This is a genomic window from Cyclobacterium salsum, from assembly GCF_010119245.1.
Lineage (GTDB): Bacteria > Bacteroidota > Bacteroidia > Cytophagales > Cyclobacteriaceae > Cyclobacterium > Cyclobacterium salsum.
On the sequence record NZ_WNKG01000003.1, the window covers coordinates 380718 to 403043 of the forward strand.

Consider the following 22326-nt stretch of genomic DNA (forward strand, 5'->3'; position numbering starts at 1 on the left):
GATTTTTGTTCGAAAGGCAACCTTGATCCACTCAAATGCCTGTGAATTGACATTTCTTCCCCTCAGGTACCCGCATCTTTTGAGTGATTATTGGAAAAGTGGATAAAAGCAGGGATTATTTTTAAGAAGGAGAAAAACCTTTTGGTGTGTAAAAGCTTTTGTCCAAAAAGCAGCTATTTATTTTTATCTTCATAGATTAATCCCTATTTTGAGTAGCCATAAACCCAGATTACCCTATATGTACAAAGGAAAGCCATGTGCCAGCCCAGACCAAAATGCCAATGATGCTACCTATTGGAGGCAAATTCAGAATAGCGATAGGGCTGGTATGGAAGGCTTATATGTAAAATATACCCAGGAACTTTTTAGGTTGGGTATGTCCATCAAGGGGGACCGCAGTTTGGTTAAGGATTGCATACAAGAGGTTTTTTTGAAAATTTGGCAATACCGACATACCATTAAAGCTACCGATAATATCAAACTTTATCTTTTTAAATGCCTTAGCAATAAAATCCATAAAGAAGTAGGAAAGGACAAAAAGCGGCATGGTCACCTGAATGCGGAACTGGGAGATGATTTACATTATGAACAGGAGACAGAGGTAGGGAACTCACTTGAAAGAAGGAAAAGCCTGATGGAAGCCATGGAGTCTCTGTCTGCACGGCAACACGAGGTGATCCACCTGCTGTATTATGAAAACCACTCCTATGAAGATATCTCTATCATTATGGGGATCAATGTGCAGTCGGTTTACACCCTTGCCTGGAAGGCCCTAGCCAATTTGAAAAAGCGCTTTGCGCTAATAGGCTTATTTCTTATGACTTTTTTAGCCTGATATTTTGTTAAAATATTAAATTTATCCTTTTTAATTTTCCATATTACCATTTTAATATAGGTAATTTTAAATTTTCTTTAATTTTCAAACTTTTTTTACCGATGATGGATAGATTTTTAAAATTCGGGACTTATGTGGACGAATTTATTTTAATATGGAGATATCCAACTATACCACAGAGGATTTTGTTTTAGACCCTTCGTTCCGAAAATGGGTGATGCAGCCCAATGCCGCATCCAATCTTTTCTGGGAGGATTTATTGACTAAAAACCCCTCCAAATACAAAGCAGCCAAAGAAGCAAGAAAGATCATACTCAAGCTGAATACCAAAAATCAACCTAAACTTTCAGATGCGGAAATTTCGGGCATGTGGAACGATATGGATACCAGGATGTCGGAAGCACCTCGGGAGGGAATAAGGTCAAGAGAGGAAAAAGTGATTCCCCTGCATTCCTTGAGCACCTTGGAAAGGGCAGTACCCAACGCTCCGCACCACTCAAATTTCTTTGCCGATTTCCGTTTCAGGGTGGCCTGTATCCTGGCCATGGCCATTGGGTTTGGCTACCTGTCCAGTTGGCTGTTGTCGACCACAGTTATTCAGGAAGAAAATCCACCCGTGTCGGAATTTGTAGAGCATAAGACCGTGCCAGGGGTAAAATCTCATCTTACCCTGAGTGATGGCTCGCTGGTCATCTTGAATTCAGGGAGTGAATTGAGGTATATTAAGAATTTTGAAAAGGGCAGAAGGGAGGTCCATTTAAAGGGAGAAGCATTTTTCAGTGTGGCCAGGGATTCCATGAGACCTTTTATCGTCCATTCCAGGGAGACCACCACCATTGCTTTGGGTACCAGTTTTAATGTCAAGGCTTACGAAGGGGAAACTTTGGATGTTTCGTTGCTGACCGGAAAAGTGGCTATAAAAAGGGACGGTGAGGCGGAGGAAGTTAGGTTAGTACCTGGAGAAGCTTTGAAAATCGGTACGGAAAAAGAGCAGTTGGAAAAAACCGGGTTTAACCCTGACCTGGTGATAGGCTGGACAAAAAAGCGGATTATTTTTCAGGAAACCCCATTAATGGAAGTTATCAGGGTATTGGAAAATTGGTATGGTGTTGAAATTCAGTTAATAAGGAAACCTAAAGAGCAGGTTTTACTTTCTGGAAAATTCCAGGATGAGACGCTGGAGAATGTTTTGGAAGGATTGAAGTTTTCGGCAAGGTTTGATTTTACGATCGATAAGGAAAATGTAAAAATTATATTTTAAGGATTTAGAAAAAGTTGCCTATGATATAAACCCAAGTGTAAAGAAGCTGGGAATGCGCCAACATCCCCAGCCAAATTAATCTCCGGAATACCTGTAAAGGAATATTCCGGGGCATGTTGATCAAAAACCATTCACTATAGTTTTAAAACAAACGAAGTAAAGGTATGAAAAATCTTGTACTAACACATGTTATACGCATGACTAAACTATTTTCTTACGCATTTCTGATTCAACTCCTATCCATGAGTTTTTTGCTTGCCGGGAACGGCAATGCCCAGGTCAAGGATATTGAAGAAGTAATGGTATCGCTTTCCTTAGAACAAGCAAGAATTGAAAAGGCATTTTCAAGTATTGAGAAAATGACGGGTTTTAGTTTTGTGTACACAGATAAGGAATTGAAAGGTACGCCAAAGGTCTCTACCGGTGGAGAAACCCAAAGTGTTTATGATTTATTGTCTGTTATCGGGAGACAAACCAGATTGTATTTCAAACAGGTCAATCAGAATATTCATGTCAGGAAGTTGCCGCCGCAGGCCCAACAGGATCAGGCATCTGATCTGGGAGCTTTATTGCCGGTAACTATAACCGGCACGATTACCGATGAAAATGGGGACCCTCTGCCGGGTGCTACGATTACAGTAGAAGGCACCTCAGCAGGGACCGTATCAGATATTGATGGTAATTTTTCCATTGACGTGGATGAGGGAGCCGTATTGGTAATATCCTTTATCGGATACGAGTCCAGGAGAATAACGGTTTCCAATCAATCGCAAATCGATATTCAGATGGAAATGGATGAATCGGCTTTGGGAGAGGTAGTGGTGGTTGGTTATGGAACTGCTCGGAGAAAGGATATTAGTGGGGCAGTGGGAACTGTAAACTTAGAAGATTCTGAATTGTCTTTATCCTCTACCAATAATGCGCTCCAATCTTTACAGGGAACTGTTGCGGGTGTCAACGTGGGACCTCAAAATTCACCAGGTTCTACACCCAATATTCTGGTGAGAGGGCAAAATTCTATTAATGGTTCCAATTCTCCACTTATAGTCTTGGATGGAATCATTTACCTTGGAAGTATTTCAGATATTAATCCGGATGATATAGCTGTTATTGATATTCTTAAAGATGCTTCTGCTGCTGCGGTGTATGGGTCAAGGTCTGCCAATGGGGTTGTGGTCATAACTACTAAAAGTGGAAAGACTGATAAACCCATCATTAAATATGACGGTTCAATGGGCATTAATCGCTGGCAGAACCGATTTGACATGATGAATTTAGATCGATGGACCGAGAAATATATCGCTCAAAACCCATCTTTTAATTCTCCCTCTGACGTGGTTTTTGATGATGTTACCAGAACCCGGCTATTTGCCCAGGGCGTAGATACGGATTGGATGGATCTTATTTCGAGAAATGGGTTTATTCAAAATCATCAGGTATCAGTTTCAGGAAGGGCGGATCGTATAAATTACTATTTTTCTGGTGGATTCAATAGCAATGAAGGAGCCATTAAGGGTGATAATTTTCAAAGAATTTCTGTGCGATCCAAATTAGATGCAGATGTCACAGATTGGCTGAAGGTGGGAATCGATGGAGCATATAACAACAATGATTATTCCGGACTTGATGCAAGTTTATCAAGTGCGTACGCAATGGCTCCTCATGGATATCCCTACAGATGGGATAACATGCCCGAAAATCCGGAATCAAACACAGAAAGGTTACTGGAAAGGTACCCTACCGGTTCTTCCATTCAAAGCCCCTTGTGGAATTTGGGAAATGGGGTCCAGGATGTAGATAAAAGAAATTTCTATCGGTTTGCCACTTATGCATTGGTCAATATTCCTAAGGTAGATGGCCTTACCTATAGATTTAACTATTCGATAAATGCCAATAACAATATTCAGGACAGGTTTTTTCACGAAGACTACTATATCCAGGAGCAATTGGTAGAACCATTTATTCAAAGGTATTCTCCATCGGAGGTTGCCAAAACACTGGCACAAGCAAATGGCTATAATAGGCGTACTAACTATTATACCTATGTAATGGACAATATCATTAACTACAATAAAGAATTTGCAGACCATTATCTGGATGTAACTCTAGTCGCTACCAGGGATTTCTCTTACACCAAAACAGTTGAAGCAAATGGTAATGATTTTTCGGCAAATGGCAATACTTTATTGGGCGTAAACGGAATCCACAAGGCGACTGTTCAAAGGAACAACTTAAATATAGTAGAAAGGGCAAATGTAGGTTATGTGGGGCGAATTAGCTATTCCTATAAAGATAGGTATAACATGACTGCTACAGTTAGAAGGGATGGTTCATCAGTATTTGGTAACGAAAAAAAATGGGGGAATTTTCCATCAATTGGTGTTTCCTGGACACTCTCTGAGGAGGCGTTTTTGAAAGGAAATGACTATGTAGATTACTTTAAAATTAAGGCCTCTTACGGGCAAAACGGTAATCAGGGCGTTTCACCCTATGGTACCCTGGCCCCTTATTCCAGCGGAAGTGACGGAGGTATTCGCTATCAATTTGGAGACGCACCCTCTACCATATTGTATGGTATTGCGCAGGACGGCCTTGGTAATCCGAATTTAGGCTGGGAGACCACCACCGCTTTTAATGGGGGATTTCAATCTGCCTGGTTTGACGGTTCCGTTCTTTTAGATTTGGATTTCTATTTTTCCAATACCACGGATCAGATATTTGTGAGGCAAATCCCCATCATGACCGGTTTCAATTCTATTATTTCCAGTTTGGGACGGGTGGATAACCAGGGAATCGAAATTAGCCTTAGAACCTCCAATGTTTCCCGGAAGGATTTTTCTTGGTCTTCAGGTCTTATGTTTTGGCAGAACAGAAATAAATTAGCGGAATTGTATGGTGTAGATAATGATGGGGATGGTAGGGAGGATGATGATCTGGCCAATGGCCTGTTTATTGGAAGACCATTAAATGCCATTTATGGCTACGAATATGATGGCGTGGTTCAGGAAGATGATTCGGAATATATTAACAACACAGGAGCCATTCCAGGGGATGCAAAATTTAAGGATCTTGGTGGGCCTGAGGGAGTCCCTGATGGAATCATTACTGCGGATTATGACCGAAAAATTCTGGGTTTCCGGCAAGAGAATTTCAGGCTTAGCTTATCAAACACGCTGAAGTATAAAAACTTTAGCTTTTATGTAATGCTTTCAGGCATATTTGGGGGAGGAAGTGATAATTTTTACCAGCGGGAAAATCCTAGACATAACTCTTTTAGAAATAGGTTTGATACCAATGAGGTTGACCATGACTGGTGGACTACTGAAAATAAAAGTGAATTTTATCTACGTCCTGATTTTAATGGCAATCGCTATTTGGGATTAATGTCCAGAGGTTTCCTAAGGATACAGGATATAAATTTCTCCTACGATCTTCCGAAAGGAATATTGAGTGGTATCAGTGTATCTTCCTTACAGGTATACGGGAGCATATATAACTTGCACACCTTTACTAATTGGTACGGGGGAGGAGACCCTGAAACGGGAATCAGACCGGGTGACAATATCAACCCTGTTCCCACCATATATACCATGGGTTTGAAAGTAGGCTTTTAACTTAAAAAGACAGTAATCATGAAAATCAATAAATATAAAATTAAATTGCTCACGATATTGTTTGTTTTAATGGCAATGGGGTGTAATGATAACGAATTCTTACTTGAAGAGCCAAAAACATTTTATACGTTTGAGAATATATTTTCATCAGAATCCCAGGTAGATCAGCTGTTGATCACCATGTATTCCAGATTAAGGAATTTCAGAACCACAAATAGTCAAGCCAAAGGTTTCAGTACCGATGTAATGGATGCACCTGAATTCAGAATAGTCACTACTTTCGGTGATTACAGCAGGGTAAATCCTGAAAGTTCAGAATTTAGCACTACGTATAATTTCTATTATCAACTTATTGCCACGGCCAACACAGCCATCTATGCGGCCAATCTGGATGAAATTACCTTTGAATCGGAAGAAAAGAGAGCCTATACCGTTGCTCAGGCGAGGTTTTTCCGTGCCTATTCATATGGGATACTCGCTGAGTTGTTTGGTGGAGTACCTATAGTTACGGAGATTGCTACTGAACCAAGGTTTGATTACGTAAGGGAGAGCAGAGAAGCTACTTATCAATATGCTATTAATGAGTTGGAGGCTATTCTGGAAAGCCTGCCTGAAACCACTGCGCAGGATGGAAGGATCGTTAAAGGTGCTGCACAGCATTACCTGGCTGAATTTTATCTTGGATTAGGAATAGAAACCTCGAACCCTTCGGCTTATGATCAGGCGGTAAAACATGCTTCTGATGTGATAGATGGGGGCACTTATGCCCTGATGACAGAGCGTTTTGGTGAAAGAATGAATGAGCCGGGCAAAGATGTTTATTGGGATCTTTTTCGTATCAATAACATCAACTATAATGATGGAAACATGGAAAGTATCTGGACATTTCAGGTAGATTTTGATGCTTTTCTTACAGAGGATAACCAATCTTATCTGAACTATCCGAGATACTATATGCCTGTTTACAGGGCCATTCCGGGTTTTGATGGAGTAGCTGAGGATGCCGGTGGTCGTGGTGTCGCCTTCTATAAACAAACCCCGTATGCTGGAGATATGATATGGAATGATCCAATATCTGCCAATGATCAACGCGGAGCAGAACACAATATCATTCGAACCATCATTTACAATGATCCTAATTTTCCGGAACTTTTTGGAAAAGAAGTGCCGCAGGAGGTTATTGATGAGACCAATGCTGGACGTGGTTGGGTATACCCTATTATATTCAAATTGACAACCGATCAGTTTGTAGGTCTTGATCAAGGTCAAAACAGAAGTAATCTTTTTAGGGATGACTATGCCATTCGCCTGGCGGAGACTATCCTTTTGCGTGCTGAAGCTTATCATCGAAAAGGTGATAATCAAAATGCTGCAAATGATATCAATAAAATCAGGTCACGGGCACAATGTGAAGTCATGGTCACAGCTGGGGAGGTGGATATTGATTTTATTCTGGATGAAAGGGCACGGGAGCTATTTGGGGAAGAATGTAGATGGAACACTCTATTGAGAATGGGAGGAACTGTTGCAGTGGATCGAATCAGAAAGTATGCCATGCATGAAATTACACCTTTAACTCTGACATTTGATTACAACTTGTGGCCAATTCCTCAAAGTGTTATTGACAGGAACAATGATGCGCCCATGGAGCAAAACCCAGGTTGGGTGAACAGATAAAAAACGCAATATTTAATACTGCCCCGGACAGATACCACAGGGTATTTGGTCGGGGTTTATTTTGGTATTGAATTTTTCTGTCATTTGTAATTGGGTATCGTAATGCGGAGTTTTCAGTAGTGAATTACAATTACGGTTTAATACCTATACTGGTTGAAATATACTTTTAACAAAAACGAACTTATGATTGCCAGAAAACTCATAATAGCGTTTGCTCTCGTATTTTCCAGTATAAGTCTGATTGGACAAAGCCTGGAAGAGTCCTTTCGAACCCCGCCCGATTCAGTAAAACCATGGGTTTTTTGGTTCTGGATAAATGGCAATATCAGTCAAGAAGGCATTACCAAAGACCTTGAGGCCATGAAAGAAGTTGGTATTAACGGTGTGATTTGGATGGAGGTAAGCGGACCCTGGTGGGCACCAGAGGGAAAGATTGAAGCAGGCAGTGCAGCCTGGCACGAGGCAATGCAATGGGCGATAACAGAAGCAGACAGATTGGAAATGGAGTTTGCCCTCACCGTGGACTTTGGATATGGTGCCGGAGGGCCTCATATCACCCCTGATATTTCTATACAAAAACTGGTTTGGAGCCAAACCGAAGTGCAGGGGGGCAAAAAGTTAAATCTGCAAATAGAAAAACCTAAAATTGATAAAACACTTGAACCTGTTTGGTTGCGCCCGGGGCAGGAAATGAATCCTGAAGTAACCAACGCTGTAGACAGTATAGACTCCTACAGGGATATTTCCGTATTTGCAATCCCTACTGCCAAACTCAAAAAATCCACTCTTATTCCCGAAAATGAAAAAGAGAAAATAGCAGAGAAATTGAGAAATGTACCGGGGCTTAAAGACGTACAAAACGATCCTCTGATGGCCTGGGACGGACGAGGTTGGAAAACACACCTACCCCCGATGGCCTTTAATGCTGAATTGTCGGCATTGCAAGAAGCTGAGACCATCAATCTATCGGAGCATATGGATGCAAACGGGAAGCTGGTGTGGGATACTCCCGAGGGAGACTGGACTATTGTCAGGCTGGGCTATGCAAGCAATTACCATATCACAAGGCCATCGCCCCGTCTCGCTGTAGGGTTGGAAAGCGACAGGCTGCATCCGAGAGGCATCAATACCCACTTTGAGCACCGGCTGCAACCCATCATCGAAGCTGCCGGAGAAAAGGCCGGGAGGACATTAAAGTACATACATATTGATAGTTGGGAGGCTGGCGGACAGAACTGGACATTGGGTTTTGAAGAAGAATTCAGGAAAAGAAGAGGATACAGTATTACGCCATGGTTGCCCGTGTTAACTGGCCATGCGGTAGATAACAGACAAAAGACAGAGGGCTTTTTATGGGATTTGCGCAAAACGGTGAGTGAAGTTACTTTAGACAATTATATCGTCAGACTGAAAGAACTCATTGCTCCTTATGGAATGAAAAATTCCAATGAGCCTTACGGCAGAATAGGTATAAACAGCCTAGAATATGCGACAAACAGTGATTTTATGATTGCAGAGTTTTGGACGGAAAGGGAAATAATAGACAAATTCCCGACCTTTTCGGATTACTGGTACCATTCCATGAAAGGACTGGCTTCTGTGGCCAATACTTACGGAAAAACACGGGTCGGGGCAGAGGCCTTCACGGGCTCAAGGGGCTGGGTTGACCATCCCTACCTGATAAAGGGAATGGGGGATGAAGCATTTGGCCAGGGTATAAACCATTATATTTATCACCTATACGCACATCAGGCTTATGACAATATGAAGCCGGGGCTGACTCATCGCAGATGGGGACAACATATCAACAGGTATCAAACCTGGTGGAACATGAGCAAACCTTATTTCGATTATGTGGCAAGATGCCAGGCACTTTTACAGAAAGGCAGAAGGGTTGTCGATGTTGCGTATATGTATTACGAAGGAGCTCCGCTCAATTTTAATAACATCAACTTTTCATTGCCTTTTGGGTATGACTATGATTTCTGTACTTCTGAGACCATAGAACGGATGACGGTTAGAGATGGAATAATTCATTTACCAAACGGAGTTTCTTACAACTATTTGGTCCTGCCCAGCTCTGACAGGCTATCCCTTCCGTTAATAAGAACGGTACAAACCCTAAAGAAAGCCGGTGCTAACGTTTATTTGCAGCAACCCGTGGCCGGAACACCGGGCTTGGAAGGTTACCCCGAAGCTGATCAGCAAGTGAAAGCCATTGCCGAAAATTGGAAAATCCTTCCTGAGGGAGGTTGGGAAAGCGTTTTTAGTTCGGATAAAACCTTGCCTGATTTTGAGGGCGACAGCCTCAGGTGGATACATCGTCAAACCGATGAAAATGAATTTTACTTTGTCGCAAATACCAAGCCCGAAGAAATGAGGCGCACCTGCATTTTCAGGACAAAAAAGAAAGTGGTGGAGTTATGGAATCCCGAAACGGGGGAGATATTTAAAATAGAAACAACACAAAGAAAAGACGGTCGGACGGAAGTTGATTTACAGTTTGAACCCTCACAAAGTTGGTTTATTGTTTTTAAAGACAAACCAAGCAACCAAATAGCGGTAAAACGTCCCTTCATGGAATGGGAAGCAGTGAAAGAGATAGTGGGAACGTGGGACCTGGAATTTGATAAAGATTGGGGGCCAGCAGAAAAACAGACCTTTGGAGAGTTAAAATCTTGGTCTGAGAGTTCCAATGAGCTGGTAAAATATTATTCGGGCACGGCAACCTATCGAAAAGAATTTAATATTTCAGATGCAACCATTAAAAGATTGAAAGAAATTAAAGGATCAACGGTTGGGTTGGATTTGGGTAGAGTTGAAGTAGTGGCCAAGATAAAGTTAAACGGAGAAGATTGCGGCATAGTTTGGAAACCGCCCTTTAGGGTTGATATAACCAAAGCGATCAAAACGGGCACTAATAAACTGGAAATAGAAGTGGTCAATACCTGGGTGAACCGTATGATTGGGGATGAGCAGCTACCCCTGGATGCGGAATGGAAAGATTGGGAAACACTTGTTGAATGGCCCGATTGGTTTAAACAAGGAGAGAAAAGTCCGACAGGCAGATATACATTCACCACGGCAAGGCATTATCAAAAAGATAGTCCGCTTATGCCTTCGGGACTGCTTGGTCCGGTAAGGATCATGTCTGGAAAATGATGTTTTCAACATTTTAAATAATCAAATATGATAAAAGTGGGACTCTTTGGAATAGGATTAGACACCTACTGGCCACAATTTGAGGGATTGCTCGACAACTTGAATGGATATCAGCAGCACATCAAAAACCAAATAGCCGGTTTTGGAGTAGAAGTCATCGATGCCGGAATGGTGGATAATCCTGAAAAAGCGCGCGAAGCGGCTCAGTTGCTAAAGAAAGAGGATGTAGAAATTGTTTTTTTGTATGTTTCTACCTATGCTTTATCCTCAACCGTATTACCCATAGCGCAAAAGGTAAAGGCATCGATCGTAATTTTAAATCTTCAACCCGTACCGCAGTTAGATTACGAAAATTTCAATGCGCTCAACGACCGGGGCAAAATGACCGGCGTTTGGCTGGAACATTGTCAGGCCTGTTCAGTCCCTGAAATTGCAAGCGTGTTTAACCGGTCCGGCATCCCATACGATATTGTGACCGGATATTTAAAAGAGGAGCAAGCCTGGTCGGAAATAAAAGCGTGGACAGAGGCAGCAGGTGTTGCCGCTAGTATGAGAAACAACCGGCTTGGTGTTCTTGGGCATTACTACGGTGGAATGTTGGATGTGTATACCGACCTGACAAAACAAAGCACCGTATTCGGCACGCACATAGAAATGCTGGAGATGTGTGAATTAAAAAAATACCGGGATGCAGTTACAGACGATGAGGTGCGCTCAAAGATAGAAGAATTTAAAAACGAATTTGAGATCTCCCCTGAGTGTGAAGAAGGTGAGATTGAAAGGGCTGCGAGAACATCGTTGGCAGTTGATAAGTTGGTTGAAACTCATACCCTTGGGGCGATGGCTTACTACTACGAAGGCGAATCCGGAAACGAATACGAAAATATAGTAACCTCGGTAATTGCTGGCAATACCTTATTAACCGGGAAAAACATACCGATTGCGGGAGAATGTGAGGTAAAAAATGCTCAGGCCATGAAAGTAATGGCTGAATTTGGTGCAGGAGGCTCCTTTTCTGAATTCTACCTGATGGATTTTAAAGATGATGCCATCTATCTGGGGCACGATGGTCCTGCTCATCCCGCTATTGCCGAGGAAAAAGTAAAGCTGGTTCCACTACCTGTTTATCATGGCAAGCCCGGGAAGGGGTTGTCCATTCAAATGAATGTAAAGAACGGCCCGGTGACTTTACTCTCTGTGGTGGAAGGAAAAGAGGGTTTATTCCTATTAACCGCAGAAGGGGAATCAGTTCCGGGGCCAGTATTGCAAATCGGAAATACCAATAGCCGCTATAAATTCCCAATTGGCGCTAAAGCGTTTATGAATCAATGGTCGAAACAGGGACCTGCGCACCATTGTGCGATTGGACTTGGGCATATTGCTGATAAAATTGAAAAATTGGGTCAACTATTGAATATTGATGTGGTAAAAATTGGTTAACCATTGCCTTAAATCCACAAACCTTCCAGGTTTTGTTGAAAATCAACTAGTCTTTCAAATTAAACGAGCGAAACCTGGAAGGTTTTATTTCATTTATGATCAACTGATGGCAGGAAAGACCTTTCGATTTTAGGTATTACATTAAACAATATAAAAAGTAAGACTATGAAACGTTTAAGTGCATATTACATATTCATTTTACTTTTATTTTCTTTAAATGCTTTATGTCAAAACAATAATTCGAACAGATCTCCAAACAAAACATATGAATATTTAGCAACCAATTTTCAAAATCCGGAATCCAACTACGGAGTAAACTGTTGGTGGTGGTGGCTCAATGGGAATGTAACTAAAGCGGCTATCACAAAAGATTTGGAAGCCATGAAGTCTAAAAACTTCCAGGGAGCAATGGTTTTTGATGCTGGGGGGCACAATCAAAGAGGAAATCATGATATCCCGGCAGGTCCTTTGTTTGGTTCGGATGAATGGAACGAACTGTTTGTTTTTGCCCTGGACGAAGCCAAAAGACTTGGACTGGAAATAGGGTTTAATATCCAAAGCGGTTGGAATTTGGGTGGACCAAGGGTACCGCCTCAACATACGGCAAAACAAATTACGTATTCCGAAACAAGTACCTCGGGCGACAAAGAAGTTTCGTTAACTTTGGATTTGCCACAAACAAGGAACGATTATTACCGGGACATCGCCGTCCTGGCGTTTCCCATCAGTAATGCTCAAAAAACAAATGAGGTCATTACCAACCTCGATCTGAAACTGGGATATCACGAATTGGGAGGTTCCGCCCCCGATACCCGTTTTTTACTGACCAACTCATCTGCGCAGGGCAGGAATGCTGCAAACAACAAGAGCTACCTGATATCAACGCAGGATATACTGGATATTTCCGCTCAAATGGATGCAAATGGCCACTTGAACTGGAACGCCCCCATTGGAGATTGGCGTATTTTACGCATTGGCTACACCAATACGGATTCCCATGTTTCCACTTCAAGTGGAGATTGGCAGGGCAATGTGTTGGATTATATGAGCAAAGAAGCTTTTAAATTTTACTGGGAGGATGTAGTGGATCCTATTTTCGATGCTGCCGGAGATCATGTGGGTACCACACTGAAATACATGGAAACCGATAGCTGGGAATGTGGCGGAATGAACTGGACGGATAATTTTGCAGAAGAATTCATACAATACCGGGGATATGATTTAAAAAAATACTTACCCATTGTGGCTGGTTATGTTGTTGATGACATTCAAACTTCGAATGCCTTTCTGGCTGATTTTAGAAAAACGCTGGGCGACCTGGTAGGCTATAACCACTACGCCGTATTTCAGAAATATGCACACAAATACAACATGGGCATTCAGCCGGAGTCGGCCGGCCCTCATGCCGGTCCACTGGATGGTATAAAAAACTACGGATTCAGCGATATTGTGATGAGTGAATTCTGGTCGCCATCGCCACATCGGCCAAAACCTGAAAACCGCTTTTTCTTAAAACAGGCCTCATCTGCAGCCCACATCTATGGAAAAAAAATAGTTGGTGCAGAATCGTTTACCACCATTGGCCCGCACTGGAACGATGAATTGTGGCACGACCAGAAATCATCCTTCGATCACGAAATAGCTGCCGGTCTGAATCGGATGTATTTTCATACCTTCACCAGTTCGCCTCCCGAAATGGGTTTGCCTGGTCAGGAATATTTTGCCGGTACACACGTAAATCCACAGGTTACCTGGTGGGAGCAATCCGGACCTTTTATCGATTATATGCACCGCACCCAATCAGTTGTGCAGGAAGGTAAGTTTGTGGCAGATGTTCTTTATTATTATGGCGACCATGTCCCCAATGTTTTCCCGTATAAACATGCTGACCCGGCAGGCGCCATGCCCGGTTTTGATTACGATGTGACCGATGAAAATATATTTCTGCAACTAAAAGTGACAGATGGAAAAATTGTCGTTCCAGGTGGAGTAAACTACCGTGTTCTGGTACTACCCGACCATAAAGTTTTATCAATGGAGGTATTGGAAAAAGTAGAAGCGTTGTTGCAAAATGGTGCGACGATCCTAGGATATAAACCCGAAAAATTGGCGAGTTTGGTTGGAGGACCAGAAACTCAAAAGAAGTTTAACGAATTGGCTGATATAATCTGGGGAGACGAAACTCAGGAAAGAGGAGTAAAAGAATTTAGCAATGGAACTGTTGCCTGGGGAATGACGGCAAGAGAATATCTTTTGTCGAGAAATATACCCGTAGATTTTGATATTCTGGAAAATGATAGCAAAACCGATTTTGATTACATTCATTATACGGTTGGAGAAAGCGAGGTCTATTTTGTAACCAACCAAACAACCGAAAGACAACTAATAAATGCCTGTTTTCGGGTATCGGGGAAACAACCTGAACTGTGGAATGCATTAACCGGAGAAATTCGGGAAGCCAACGCTTTTACCCAAAAAGAAGGATTAACAACGGTTCCACTGACTTTAGAGCCTTATGGAGCAATCATGGTGGTATTCAATACTGAAATTTATGATAGTAAGACCGGCGGAGCAACTCGAAATTATCCTGTTTTTGAAACGCTGAAAGAAATCAGCGGAGAATGGACCGTCCATTTCGATCCAGTGTGGGGTGGTCCGGGGACTGTGACTTTTCCTGAATTAATGGATTGGTCGCAACATTCCGAAGAAGGGATCCAATATTATTCAGGTACTGCGGTTTATGATAAAACATTCAATATTGATTTTGATCCACAACAGGATAAGCAGTACTATTTGCAGCTTGGAAGCGTAAAAGATGTGGGAATCGCTGAGGTGAAAATAAATGGAAAAGACAAGGACATTGTCTGGACATCTCCATTCCGGGTAGAAATAAGCGATGAATTACAAAAAGGCGAAAACACCCTTGAAATTAGAGTGGTGAATTCCTGGTACAATCGCGTAGCCGGAGACCAGACTTTTCCCGACAAAAAGCAATACACTTCCACCAACATCGATTTGAAACATGATTATCGGGGCAGGCCGATTGAAGAAATACCATTGGAACCATCAGGTTTATTGGGGCCGGTTACTGTTTTAGGGGCAGAAGTTTTCTAGTTGCTATTTTGACTTTAGTTGACACCGGGATATAAGCTAAACTGCAATATGCAACTTGAAAGGTCAAATAATGAAAAAAAAATTCAAAGCATGCATTTAAATGATTTAAAAGGTGGACTATTTTCACAATTAGGGGTTAAATGAATTTCTAAACAAAAATTAAGACAAAACATAATTAATCAATGCAAGCAATTTTTGGAATAATTTATCACTCAATTGGCGGATTTGCCGCCGGCAGTTTTTACATGCCCTTCAACAAAGTAAAAAGTTGGGCTTGGGAAAGTTACTGGATCGTTGGCGGCCTTTTTTCATGGATAATTGTGCCTCCGCTGGCAGCCTGGCTTACAGTGCCTGGTTTTGCTGAAATTATTGGTAATTCATCAATGAGCATTCTTTACATTACTTATTTAATGGGTGTTTTATGGGGAATTGGCGGATTAACCTATGGGCTGGGAATAAGGTACCTGGGCATGTCCTTGGGTAGTTCGATTGTTTTAGGGTTTACAGCAGCTTTTGGGGCTTTGGTTCCCTCCATATATTACAATTTATATCCTGCTGTAGGAAAAGTTTCATTTACCGATATGATTAGCAGTACCGGAGGCCGATTGGTACTATTGGGTGTCCTGCTTTGCTTGACGGGCATTGCTGTTTCCGGAAGGGCTGGTATGATGAAAGAACGGGAACTATCGGATGAACAAAAAAGAAAAAGTATTAAAGATTTCAGTTTGGTAAAAGGATTGATAATCGCCATTATTTCCGGTATTCTTAGCGCGTTTTTCAACTATGGGATTGAGGCAGGAAAACCCCTGGCAAATGCCGCAGTGGAGGCAGGATTTAATCCGCTTTATCAAAACAATGTTAGTTTTGTTGTCATTTTGTGGGGTGGTTTCACTACCAACTTTATTTGGACCACAATTTTGAGTTTAAAAAACCGTACCTATAGAGATTTTTTCGATAAAACTACACCCTTATTTAATAATTATATTTTCGCAGCACTTGCCGGAACGATCTGGTTTTTACAGTTCTTTTTTTACGGTATGGGCGAAAGTAAGCTCGGTAACGGCGCAGGTTCATGGATACTACATATGTCAACCATTATCCTAACGGCTAATTTTTGGGGCTTTTACCGAAAAGAGTGGAAAGAAACAACTGCGAAAACGAAGTGGACCATAGTATCAGGTATTTTTATCATTATTTTGTCGGTTTTTATTGTAGGGATAGGTAGTCATTTGTAAATTATACTGGCGAAAAGTTTAAGAAAAATAAATTTCACCAGCCAGTAATTAATGTCAAGCTAAATCCAAAATAGTTTTTGCGGGTTTACTATTAATATGGGCAGAAGCATCGCCTTCAGGTAAGAGCCTATGAATTCCAATTTGAAGGGAAGCGGTGGTTGGATTTAAAAAGAACAGGTAGGGCCCAGGAAATGGTGATGAAAAATAAGGGTTTGGAAATTGCAGAAGCACATTACCTATGGCCCATTTCTCAGCAGGAAACCAATTTTAATGGGGCAATAGATCCTTCAATTGATCAAAATCCCGGTTATTAGTTTTAATAAGACCTGGCAGGTTTTCAAAACCTGCCAGGTCTAGGTAGTTCAAACCCAACAGAAAATGAAAAGAAGACAAATGATTGCCAGGATGGGAGCGATATCCGTAGGACTGACCGCCCCGCAGCTTACAAAAGGGGAAGTTCTGGCAGCACCCTATACCATCAAAAAGCAGAAAATTGAAACCAATGTGCTGATAGTCGGAGGGGGTACCGCCGGGGTAATTGCGGCCATACAGGCAGGCAGGGCAGGAGCCAAAACCACCCTGATAGAAAGTGGCAGCCAATTGGGAGGGACAACTACCACCGGAGGGGTATCCTTCCCTGGGATATTTCATGCCTGGGGAAAGCAGATTATTGGAGGAATAGGATGGGAGCTGGTGATGGAAGCAGTAAAACTTAACGATGATATCCTGCCCAATTTCTCCATCATTCCCAACAATGATACCATTCGTCATTGGAGGCATCAGGTGACCGTCAATAAAGCCCTTTATGCCCTGCTGGCAGAGGAAAAGTGCACGGAAGCTGGAGTGGATATTCACTTTTATGAAACGCCTACAACCATTAATTTCACCAATGGAAAATGGACGGTTAAAACAGTCGGAAAAGGAGTTGCCAATGAAATCATTTGTGATCAGATCATCGATTGTTCCGGTAATGCCGCCGCCACCTCAATTGCTGGATTTGACTTATTGAGAGAGAATGATACACAACCAGGATCCTTTATCTTTCGGATAGGGGGTTACGATTTCGATTCACTGGACCTTTCCAAAATCCCGAAGGAATACCATGGGAGACTCAGACAGAATATGCTCATCAACGGTGAGGTGAAGGTGGAATCCTCGGTGAATAATTTTCCTCCTACTGTGCCCTATAATTATGTCTATGTGCCTGGGGCCGACTCGTCCACAGCGGCCTTACATACAAAAGCCAATATAGAGGGCAGGGCTTCCCTGTTGGAGCTGATCAGGACTTTGAGAACTTTCCCGGGCTGTGAAAAATTAAAATTAATGGATGCCCAAACGGAAACTGCTGTGCGGGAAACCTACCGGATTGACGGACTTTATAAGGTCACCCATGAAGACTATGTTTCTGGAAAAGTGTTTGCCGATTCCTTGTCTTATTCGTTTTATCCCATTGATTTGCATCGAAACGGGGAATCCATTTACCAGGAGTTTCTGAAGGAGAATATTGTGGCTACCATACCGCTGAGGGCCCTGATACCAAAAGGCAGTCGGAATTTTTTGGTGGCGGGACGCTGTTTGAGTAGTGATCGCCTGGCCAATTCTGCCCTAAGGGTGCAGGCATCATGCATGGGTATGGGGCAGGCAGCGGCAGCGGCGGCTGTTTTGGCCATTAAACACCAGGTGACACCGGCTGATGTTCCTCTGGATGATTTAAAAAATTTACTGAGAGACCATGGGGGTATTGTGCCGGAAGCCTGAGCATTACATACAAAACAAAAATAAATGATCCATTGGATAAAGGGATTTTTGATTGGGCTTTCTTTGATCCTGTTTTTTTATGAAAAGGAGGAGGATATCCGGTATTTTCAACCTGCTACCATATCCATTGCGGATTCCTCCAGGTTGATCACCTTGTCCGTCAACGATTCCTTGCACCGGCAGGAATTGCCTCAGGACGAGGGTGCGGCCGGTATTCCCCTGAATTATTTTATGGACCTTCATACGGGGGTATGCTATGATAACGAGTGCCGCCCCTTGAAAATACGGGTTTACTGGAACATCACAGGCAGGTACCTGGGTTTTGAACTGCTGGATGGAGAATTTCTGAGCAAGCATGACCATGAACCCTTCCTTCCGGCGGAATACGAGCAATTGAACCGGCTGCTGGCTGATCCCTTTTTGCCCCTGGGTAATTTTTCCTTTGAAGATTTGGTGAACAATACAGCTGGGACCGACAATTCAGTAGATGGTGTTTCGGGCGCTACGGCAAAGGATGTGCTGGAGTATGTCGTACCCGGTGCTGCCTATACTACCCATAAACTATACCATGTGGTCCATGGTCCGGTCCAACAGCAGGTCATGGAGCTGACAGAAAAACAACTTGATCCGTATTTGTTTACCGAAATCCTTCAAAGTACGGATCAAAGTGACCGGACCTGGGCATTGGAACGGCTTGCGTTACTTACCAAACTGGATGATTCGGTGATTGATGCCTTTATCGGAATACTCCTTGAAGAGGAATATTTCCAGTCCTACCTGTTATTGAAATCACTTACTATTGAACAGCTGGAATCGGAGGATTTACAACTTCAGCTTTTCAAGCTTATCGGTAAGGTGGACCATGGCATAGAAAATCTGATTTTTGATCATTTGGCAGAAGCAGCCCATTTAAATCCGGCAGTGGTGGATCATTCAAGGGCAAATCTTAGCCAGGTGAATGGTCCACAGCTGGTAAAGTTACTGAAGTTATATACGGTTCATGGGATTAATTCAACCAAATTGAATGAAGCACTAAGCGAAATGATACCCCATGAAAACAGTTTTGTGGAGCGTCAGGTACGGCAATTTCTGGAGAAGCAGGGCTGGAGTCCTGATCATTAAAGGGATCCTTGTTGTATAGGGGAGACAGTTGGCTTTTTCTATTGTGGGAGTTAAATCGCCTACAGCTCCACCAATTTAAGTAAAATCCTGTTGGTCCAGATTTTTTAGAATTTTGCTTTTATTAACTGGTAAAAATACGATACTTTATCGTATATTCGTAAAAAGTTAATAATATGAAAGTTACAGCCATTATTCCTGACGAGTTGATAGCGGAAGCCATGGAATTATCCAAGGCAGATACAATCACAGAAACGGTAAAAATCGCTTTAATTGCTTACATCAGAACCCAAAAAATCAAGCAATTGGGAGCCACGGTTTTGAATGAACCATTGGCGTTTCGGTACGCTGCGCAGGAAATACGGGACTTGAATCGCGAATGAGAGGTGTTGTGTTCGATACCTCCATCTGGATTGAATACCTGAAGGGAAATCCCAAATACTTTAATGTTTGCCAGGAACTTCTTGAGAATGGCAGGGTGTTTGGCCTTGAGCTTATTTTTGCCGAACTGTTGCAAGGTGCAAAAAGCAAAAGAGAGGTAAATGTTATTCTGGAATATGCATCTTTGGTTCCTACTTTGGATGAACCTTTTTTGGTGATGGCTTCAGGTTTACTTTCTTATCATTCTGGCTTGGTTCATCATGGAGTAGGAATAATCGATGCGATAATTTTTAATGCAGTACAGAAAAACGAACTCCAACTCTGGACGTTGGATAAAAAATTGAAGCAAGTTGTGGGGTATGATTTGTTGTTTAATCCTTAAAGCTTATCTTCTTCAATCTGGGGACTGGGCCTGTCGAAGTCCAATCCCACTCAATCTCCCTCAATCTTTTTCCTTCAATCTCTAATGAAGCTGTACGAATTATACCCGTTGGCTAACGGGTCATTTGGCGTCAAAGGAAAATGCTTAAGTCATAATATAAAACTCCTTACTTGATTTTTCCGAATTTTTCATTCAATTTAAAATCATGGAAGCCAATCCAATATCCTTTTTTCATCCCAGGGAACTGCATAGCAATACGAGTATCCTTACAATGACTGCCTATGTACTCAATGGTTTGATGGTATATTTGAACTGGCCCCATTGGGTGGGGTACCTATCATTACTTATTTTGACCGTTAATTTTATTCTGATAGGCATACTTTTTTACCAGGCCTTGAACGACGACGAAGAAAAAAATAGGCGCAGAAATTGGTTATTTGCTATTTTAAGAACAGTTATAAACCTGGTACTCTTGTTTTTGGTGCTTTACCATATGGAATTCATCTGAATGTTGCCTGTGATGAAAAATCCCTATCCTGTTTTTTCCTGTTTTATTTTTCAACTTGTATTAAGCATGGGTTGGTTACAAGCCCAGGAATCCCAGCCACCCAATATCCTGATGATCTCAGTGGACGACCTGAACGATTTTGTCGGCGGGATGGGCCATCCGGATGCCATTACCCCCCACCTGGACCGGTTGATTGCTAACGGCCTGTTATTTGCTAACGCCCAATGCCAGGCTCCCATGTGCAGCCCGTCTAGAAAGGCCATTATGACCGGTTTAAGGCCTTCTACCACCGGTATTTATGGGTTTATCGGGGACAACCAAATCAAGGAAACGATACCTTTGCCAAAGTGGCACTCTGGAACAGGGCCACCCTTTCCCCCTTGATCTTTGCCGGCCCCGGTATCCCAAAAAAACAGCGGGTGGATGCTCCGGTGGAGTTATTCTCCATTTATCCGACGCTTACGGACCTGGCCAAGCTCCCCCACCCCCAAAATATTGAAGCCGAAAGCATCTATCCCTTGTTGAAAAATCCCAAAAGTAAGTGGGCAACCCCTGCTATTACTACATGGGCCCGGAATAACCATGCGGTGGTCAGCCAGGACTATCGCTACATCCGCTATGAGGATGGTTCCGAAGAACTGTACGACCTGGCAGCAGATCCAAATGAGTGGCACAATGTAGCCGCTGACGAAAAATTTGCACCCGTTATATCTGAGCTGGCGCAGTACCTACCCAAAATAAACGTAAAATGGGCAGCGGCATCCCGCTATGACAACAATGACTATTTTCGAAAACAAAAAGCGGAGCAAAGTGAGTAGGGGATTTAGTGTTTTCAGAAATGAATTCAATTCAAACCCCAAATGAATTTTCCTTCATTTTTATCGTCCTCAGACCATAATTCTGGCGTTCTGAGTTTTTGATTTATTGATAGTCCACGATTAAAAAGCGTTTCAAGCCGTTTTAATTATTGTAATTCGAACATCAATTTAAGCTTTTTATTAACAGCATGTTGTTGAGTGGCTGAAAGTTCTCCCAGTTGCCTTTTGATAAGGTTTTTAGGAATCGTTACCAGACGATGTAGTCTGACAACGGAATTAACAGCTAAACCGGTAATAGAAAAATCATCAATATTTTCTCTGATTACAATATCAGAAACGGCTGGAATATTAGGGGTTTTGCTACTTATGAAAGCTATTATAACATGGTGGTATTCTCCAATTGTGTTGGTCAGGCATACAGCAGGTCTGACCTTTGTTGCACTAAAATCATCAAAAGGAAAAGGCACTAATACAATTTTATGTTTAATCATTTAGAGGTTTTCCATCGGTTATAGAATAAATATCTTCTTGCTCATCCTTGAGAAAATCAAAGGCAGGATTGGTTGACATCGTAGATAGCCATTCCTTCTCTTCCTTTTCATCTTCCTCCATTAAAATAATAATTTTCACTTTTTTCCCTCTCACAACCAAGGGCTGGTCCAGAAGTATCGCTCCTTCTTGATTAATTTGTCCGGTAGTCTCTATCGCTTTCATATGCTTAAATTTATCCTTAATCAAAAATATGAAATTAAAACTGAACTTTCTATTCCTATTTCCTTTCTAAGATCAAAGTATTCATCCTCAGTTGAAGACCCCTGACAGCAACTGGCAACCCCTGCCATCACTACATGGGCCCGGAACAGCCAGGCGGTTGTCAGCCAGGATTACCGTTACATCCGCTATGAGGATGGTTCTGAAGAATTGTATGACCTGGCAGCAGATCCAAAAGAGTGGTATAATGTAGCCGCTGAGGAAAAATATATATTGGTCAAACCGGAGTTGGAGCAGTATCTGCCGTAAAT

17 protein-coding genes and 1 pseudogene are annotated in these 22326 nt (G+C 42.2%); 16 read left to right on the forward strand and 2 right to left on the reverse strand.

The features are described 5' to 3' along the window. The first annotated feature begins 238 nt into the window (after positions 1 to 238). The 16 genes and pseudogenes from GJS45_RS06975 (at position 239) to GJS45_RS23690 (ending at position 21304) form a co-directional block, all read left to right on the forward strand. Positions 239 to 835, forward strand: coding sequence for an RNA polymerase sigma factor (locus GJS45_RS06975; protein ID WP_162340747.1), 597 nt, complete (start codon positions 239 to 241; stop codon positions 833 to 835). Between the two features lie 154 nt (positions 836 to 989). Next, positions 990 to 2096, forward strand: coding sequence for a FecR family protein (locus GJS45_RS06980; RefSeq protein ID WP_162340748.1), 1107 nt, complete (start codon positions 990 to 992; stop codon positions 2094 to 2096). Positions 2097 to 2293: 197 nt separating this feature from the next. Next, positions 2294 to 5710, forward strand: a complete 3417-nt coding sequence (locus GJS45_RS06985; RefSeq protein ID WP_235954657.1) for a SusC/RagA family TonB-linked outer membrane protein — start codon at positions 2294 to 2296, stop codon at positions 5708 to 5710. A gap of 18 nt (positions 5711 to 5728) precedes the next feature. After that, entirely contained in the window at positions 5729 to 7387 is a 1659-nt protein-coding gene (locus tag GJS45_RS06990) for a RagB/SusD family nutrient uptake outer membrane protein (RefSeq protein WP_162340750.1), read from the forward strand. A gap of 183 nt (positions 7388 to 7570) precedes the next feature. Further along, the gene (locus GJS45_RS06995; protein ID WP_162340751.1) at positions 7571 to 10549 is read left to right on the forward strand and encodes a glycosyl hydrolase; all 2979 of its coding nucleotides are present in this window, start codon (positions 7571 to 7573) and stop codon (positions 10547 to 10549) included. A gap of 27 nt (positions 10550 to 10576) precedes the next feature. Beyond that, positions 10577 to 11989, forward strand: a complete 1413-nt coding sequence (locus GJS45_RS07000; protein ID WP_162340752.1) for an L-fucose/L-arabinose isomerase family protein — start codon at positions 10577 to 10579, stop codon at positions 11987 to 11989. 165 nt (positions 11990 to 12154) lie between these two features. Next, complete coding sequence (locus GJS45_RS07005) at positions 12155 to 15103, forward strand: glycosyl hydrolase (protein ID WP_162340753.1); 2949 nt, start codon at positions 12155 to 12157, stop codon at positions 15101 to 15103. 182 nt (positions 15104 to 15285) lie between these two features. Then, positions 15286 to 16338, forward strand: coding sequence for an L-rhamnose/proton symporter RhaT (rhaT, locus tag GJS45_RS07010; protein WP_162340754.1), 1053 nt, complete (start codon positions 15286 to 15288; stop codon positions 16336 to 16338). A 134-nt stretch (positions 16339 to 16472) separates the two neighbouring features. After that, positions 16473 to 16652 (forward strand): annotated as a pseudogene (locus tag GJS45_RS07015) (RagB/SusD family nutrient uptake outer membrane protein); the annotation flags it as partial. Positions 16653 to 16716: 64 nt separating this feature from the next. Then, positions 16717 to 18096, forward strand: a complete 1380-nt coding sequence (locus tag GJS45_RS07020) for an FAD-dependent oxidoreductase (RefSeq protein WP_162340755.1) — start codon at positions 16717 to 16719, stop codon at positions 18094 to 18096. 24 nt (positions 18097 to 18120) lie between these two features. Next, positions 18121 to 19218, forward strand: a complete 1098-nt coding sequence (locus tag GJS45_RS07025; protein ID WP_162340756.1) for a hypothetical protein — start codon at positions 18121 to 18123, stop codon at positions 19216 to 19218. Positions 19219 to 19391: 173 nt separating this feature from the next. Then, positions 19392 to 19598 (forward strand): type II toxin-antitoxin system VapB family antitoxin, encoded by a 207-nt coding sequence (locus GJS45_RS07030; RefSeq protein WP_162340757.1) that lies wholly within the window; start codon positions 19392 to 19394, stop codon positions 19596 to 19598. Further along, positions 19595 to 19978 (forward strand): PIN domain-containing protein, encoded by a 384-nt coding sequence (locus GJS45_RS07035; protein ID WP_162340758.1) that lies wholly within the window; start codon positions 19595 to 19597, stop codon positions 19976 to 19978. The genes GJS45_RS07030 and GJS45_RS07035 overlap by 4 nt, the downstream gene beginning before the upstream one ends. A gap of 205 nt (positions 19979 to 20183) precedes the next feature. Next, positions 20184 to 20486, forward strand: coding sequence for a hypothetical protein (locus GJS45_RS07040; RefSeq protein WP_162340759.1), 303 nt, complete (start codon positions 20184 to 20186; stop codon positions 20484 to 20486). Positions 20487 to 20552: 66 nt separating this feature from the next. Beyond that, on the forward strand, positions 20553 to 20870 hold the full coding sequence (locus GJS45_RS23685) for a sulfatase-like hydrolase/transferase (RefSeq protein WP_202928045.1): 318 nt from the start codon (positions 20553 to 20555) through the stop codon (positions 20868 to 20870). Then, positions 20834 to 21304, forward strand: a complete 471-nt coding sequence (locus GJS45_RS23690) for a sulfatase/phosphatase domain-containing protein (RefSeq protein WP_202928046.1) — start codon at positions 20834 to 20836, stop codon at positions 21302 to 21304. The genes GJS45_RS23685 and GJS45_RS23690 overlap by 37 nt, the downstream gene beginning before the upstream one ends. Before the next feature lie 146 nt (positions 21305 to 21450). Here the strand turns inward: GJS45_RS23690 and GJS45_RS07050 are convergent, their stop codons facing one another. Both GJS45_RS07050 and GJS45_RS07055 read right to left on the reverse strand, forming a co-directional pair. After that, positions 21451 to 21795: a type II toxin-antitoxin system PemK/MazF family toxin gene (locus GJS45_RS07050; RefSeq protein WP_235954659.1), complete on the reverse strand. Its 345-nt coding sequence runs from the start codon at positions 21793 to 21795 to the stop codon at positions 21451 to 21453. Continuing rightward, positions 21788 to 22018: a hypothetical protein gene (locus GJS45_RS07055; protein ID WP_162340760.1), complete on the reverse strand. Its 231-nt coding sequence runs from the start codon at positions 22016 to 22018 to the stop codon at positions 21788 to 21790. Before GJS45_RS07055 ends, GJS45_RS07050 begins: the two co-directional genes overlap by 8 nt. Positions 22019 to 22326 lie beyond the last annotated feature (308 nt).

Excerpts from the sequence above, each read along its gene's own strand:
- GJS45_RS06975 (WP_162340747.1), top strand. The coding sequence starts at position 239 with ATGTACAAAGGAAAGCCATGTGCCAGCCCAGACCAAAATGCCAATGAT.
- GJS45_RS06980 (WP_162340748.1), top strand. The coding sequence starts at position 990 with ATGGAGATATCCAACTATACCACAGAGGATTTTGTTTTAGACCCTTCG.
- GJS45_RS06985 (WP_235954657.1), top strand. The coding sequence starts at position 2,294 with ATGACTAAACTATTTTCTTACGCATTTCTGATTCAACTCCTATCCATG.
- GJS45_RS06990 (WP_162340750.1), top strand. The coding sequence starts at position 5,729 with ATGAAAATCAATAAATATAAAATTAAATTGCTCACGATATTGTTTGTT.
- GJS45_RS06995 (WP_162340751.1), top strand. The coding sequence starts at position 7,571 with ATGATTGCCAGAAAACTCATAATAGCGTTTGCTCTCGTATTTTCCAGT.
- GJS45_RS07000 (WP_162340752.1), top strand. The coding sequence starts at position 10,577 with ATGATAAAAGTGGGACTCTTTGGAATAGGATTAGACACCTACTGGCCA.
- GJS45_RS07005 (WP_162340753.1), top strand. The coding sequence starts at position 12,155 with ATGAAACGTTTAAGTGCATATTACATATTCATTTTACTTTTATTTTCT.
- rhaT (WP_162340754.1), top strand. The coding sequence starts at position 15,286 with ATGCAAGCAATTTTTGGAATAATTTATCACTCAATTGGCGGATTTGCC.
- GJS45_RS07020 (WP_162340755.1), top strand. The coding sequence starts at position 16,717 with ATGAAAAGAAGACAAATGATTGCCAGGATGGGAGCGATATCCGTAGGA.
- GJS45_RS07025 (WP_162340756.1), top strand. The coding sequence starts at position 18,121 with ATGATCCATTGGATAAAGGGATTTTTGATTGGGCTTTCTTTGATCCTG.
- GJS45_RS07030 (WP_162340757.1), top strand. The coding sequence starts at position 19,392 with ATGAAAGTTACAGCCATTATTCCTGACGAGTTGATAGCGGAAGCCATG.
- GJS45_RS07035 (WP_162340758.1), top strand. The coding sequence starts at position 19,595 with ATGAGAGGTGTTGTGTTCGATACCTCCATCTGGATTGAATACCTGAAG.
- GJS45_RS07040 (WP_162340759.1), top strand. The coding sequence starts at position 20,184 with ATGGAAGCCAATCCAATATCCTTTTTTCATCCCAGGGAACTGCATAGC.
- GJS45_RS23685 (WP_202928045.1), top strand. The coding sequence starts at position 20,553 with ATGGGTTGGTTACAAGCCCAGGAATCCCAGCCACCCAATATCCTGATG.
- GJS45_RS07050 (WP_235954659.1), bottom strand. The coding sequence starts at position 21,795 with ATGATTAAACATAAAATTGTATTAGTGCCTTTTCCTTTTGATGATTTT.
- GJS45_RS07055 (WP_162340760.1), bottom strand. The coding sequence starts at position 22,018 with ATGAAAGCGATAGAGACTACCGGACAAATTAATCAAGAAGGAGCGATA.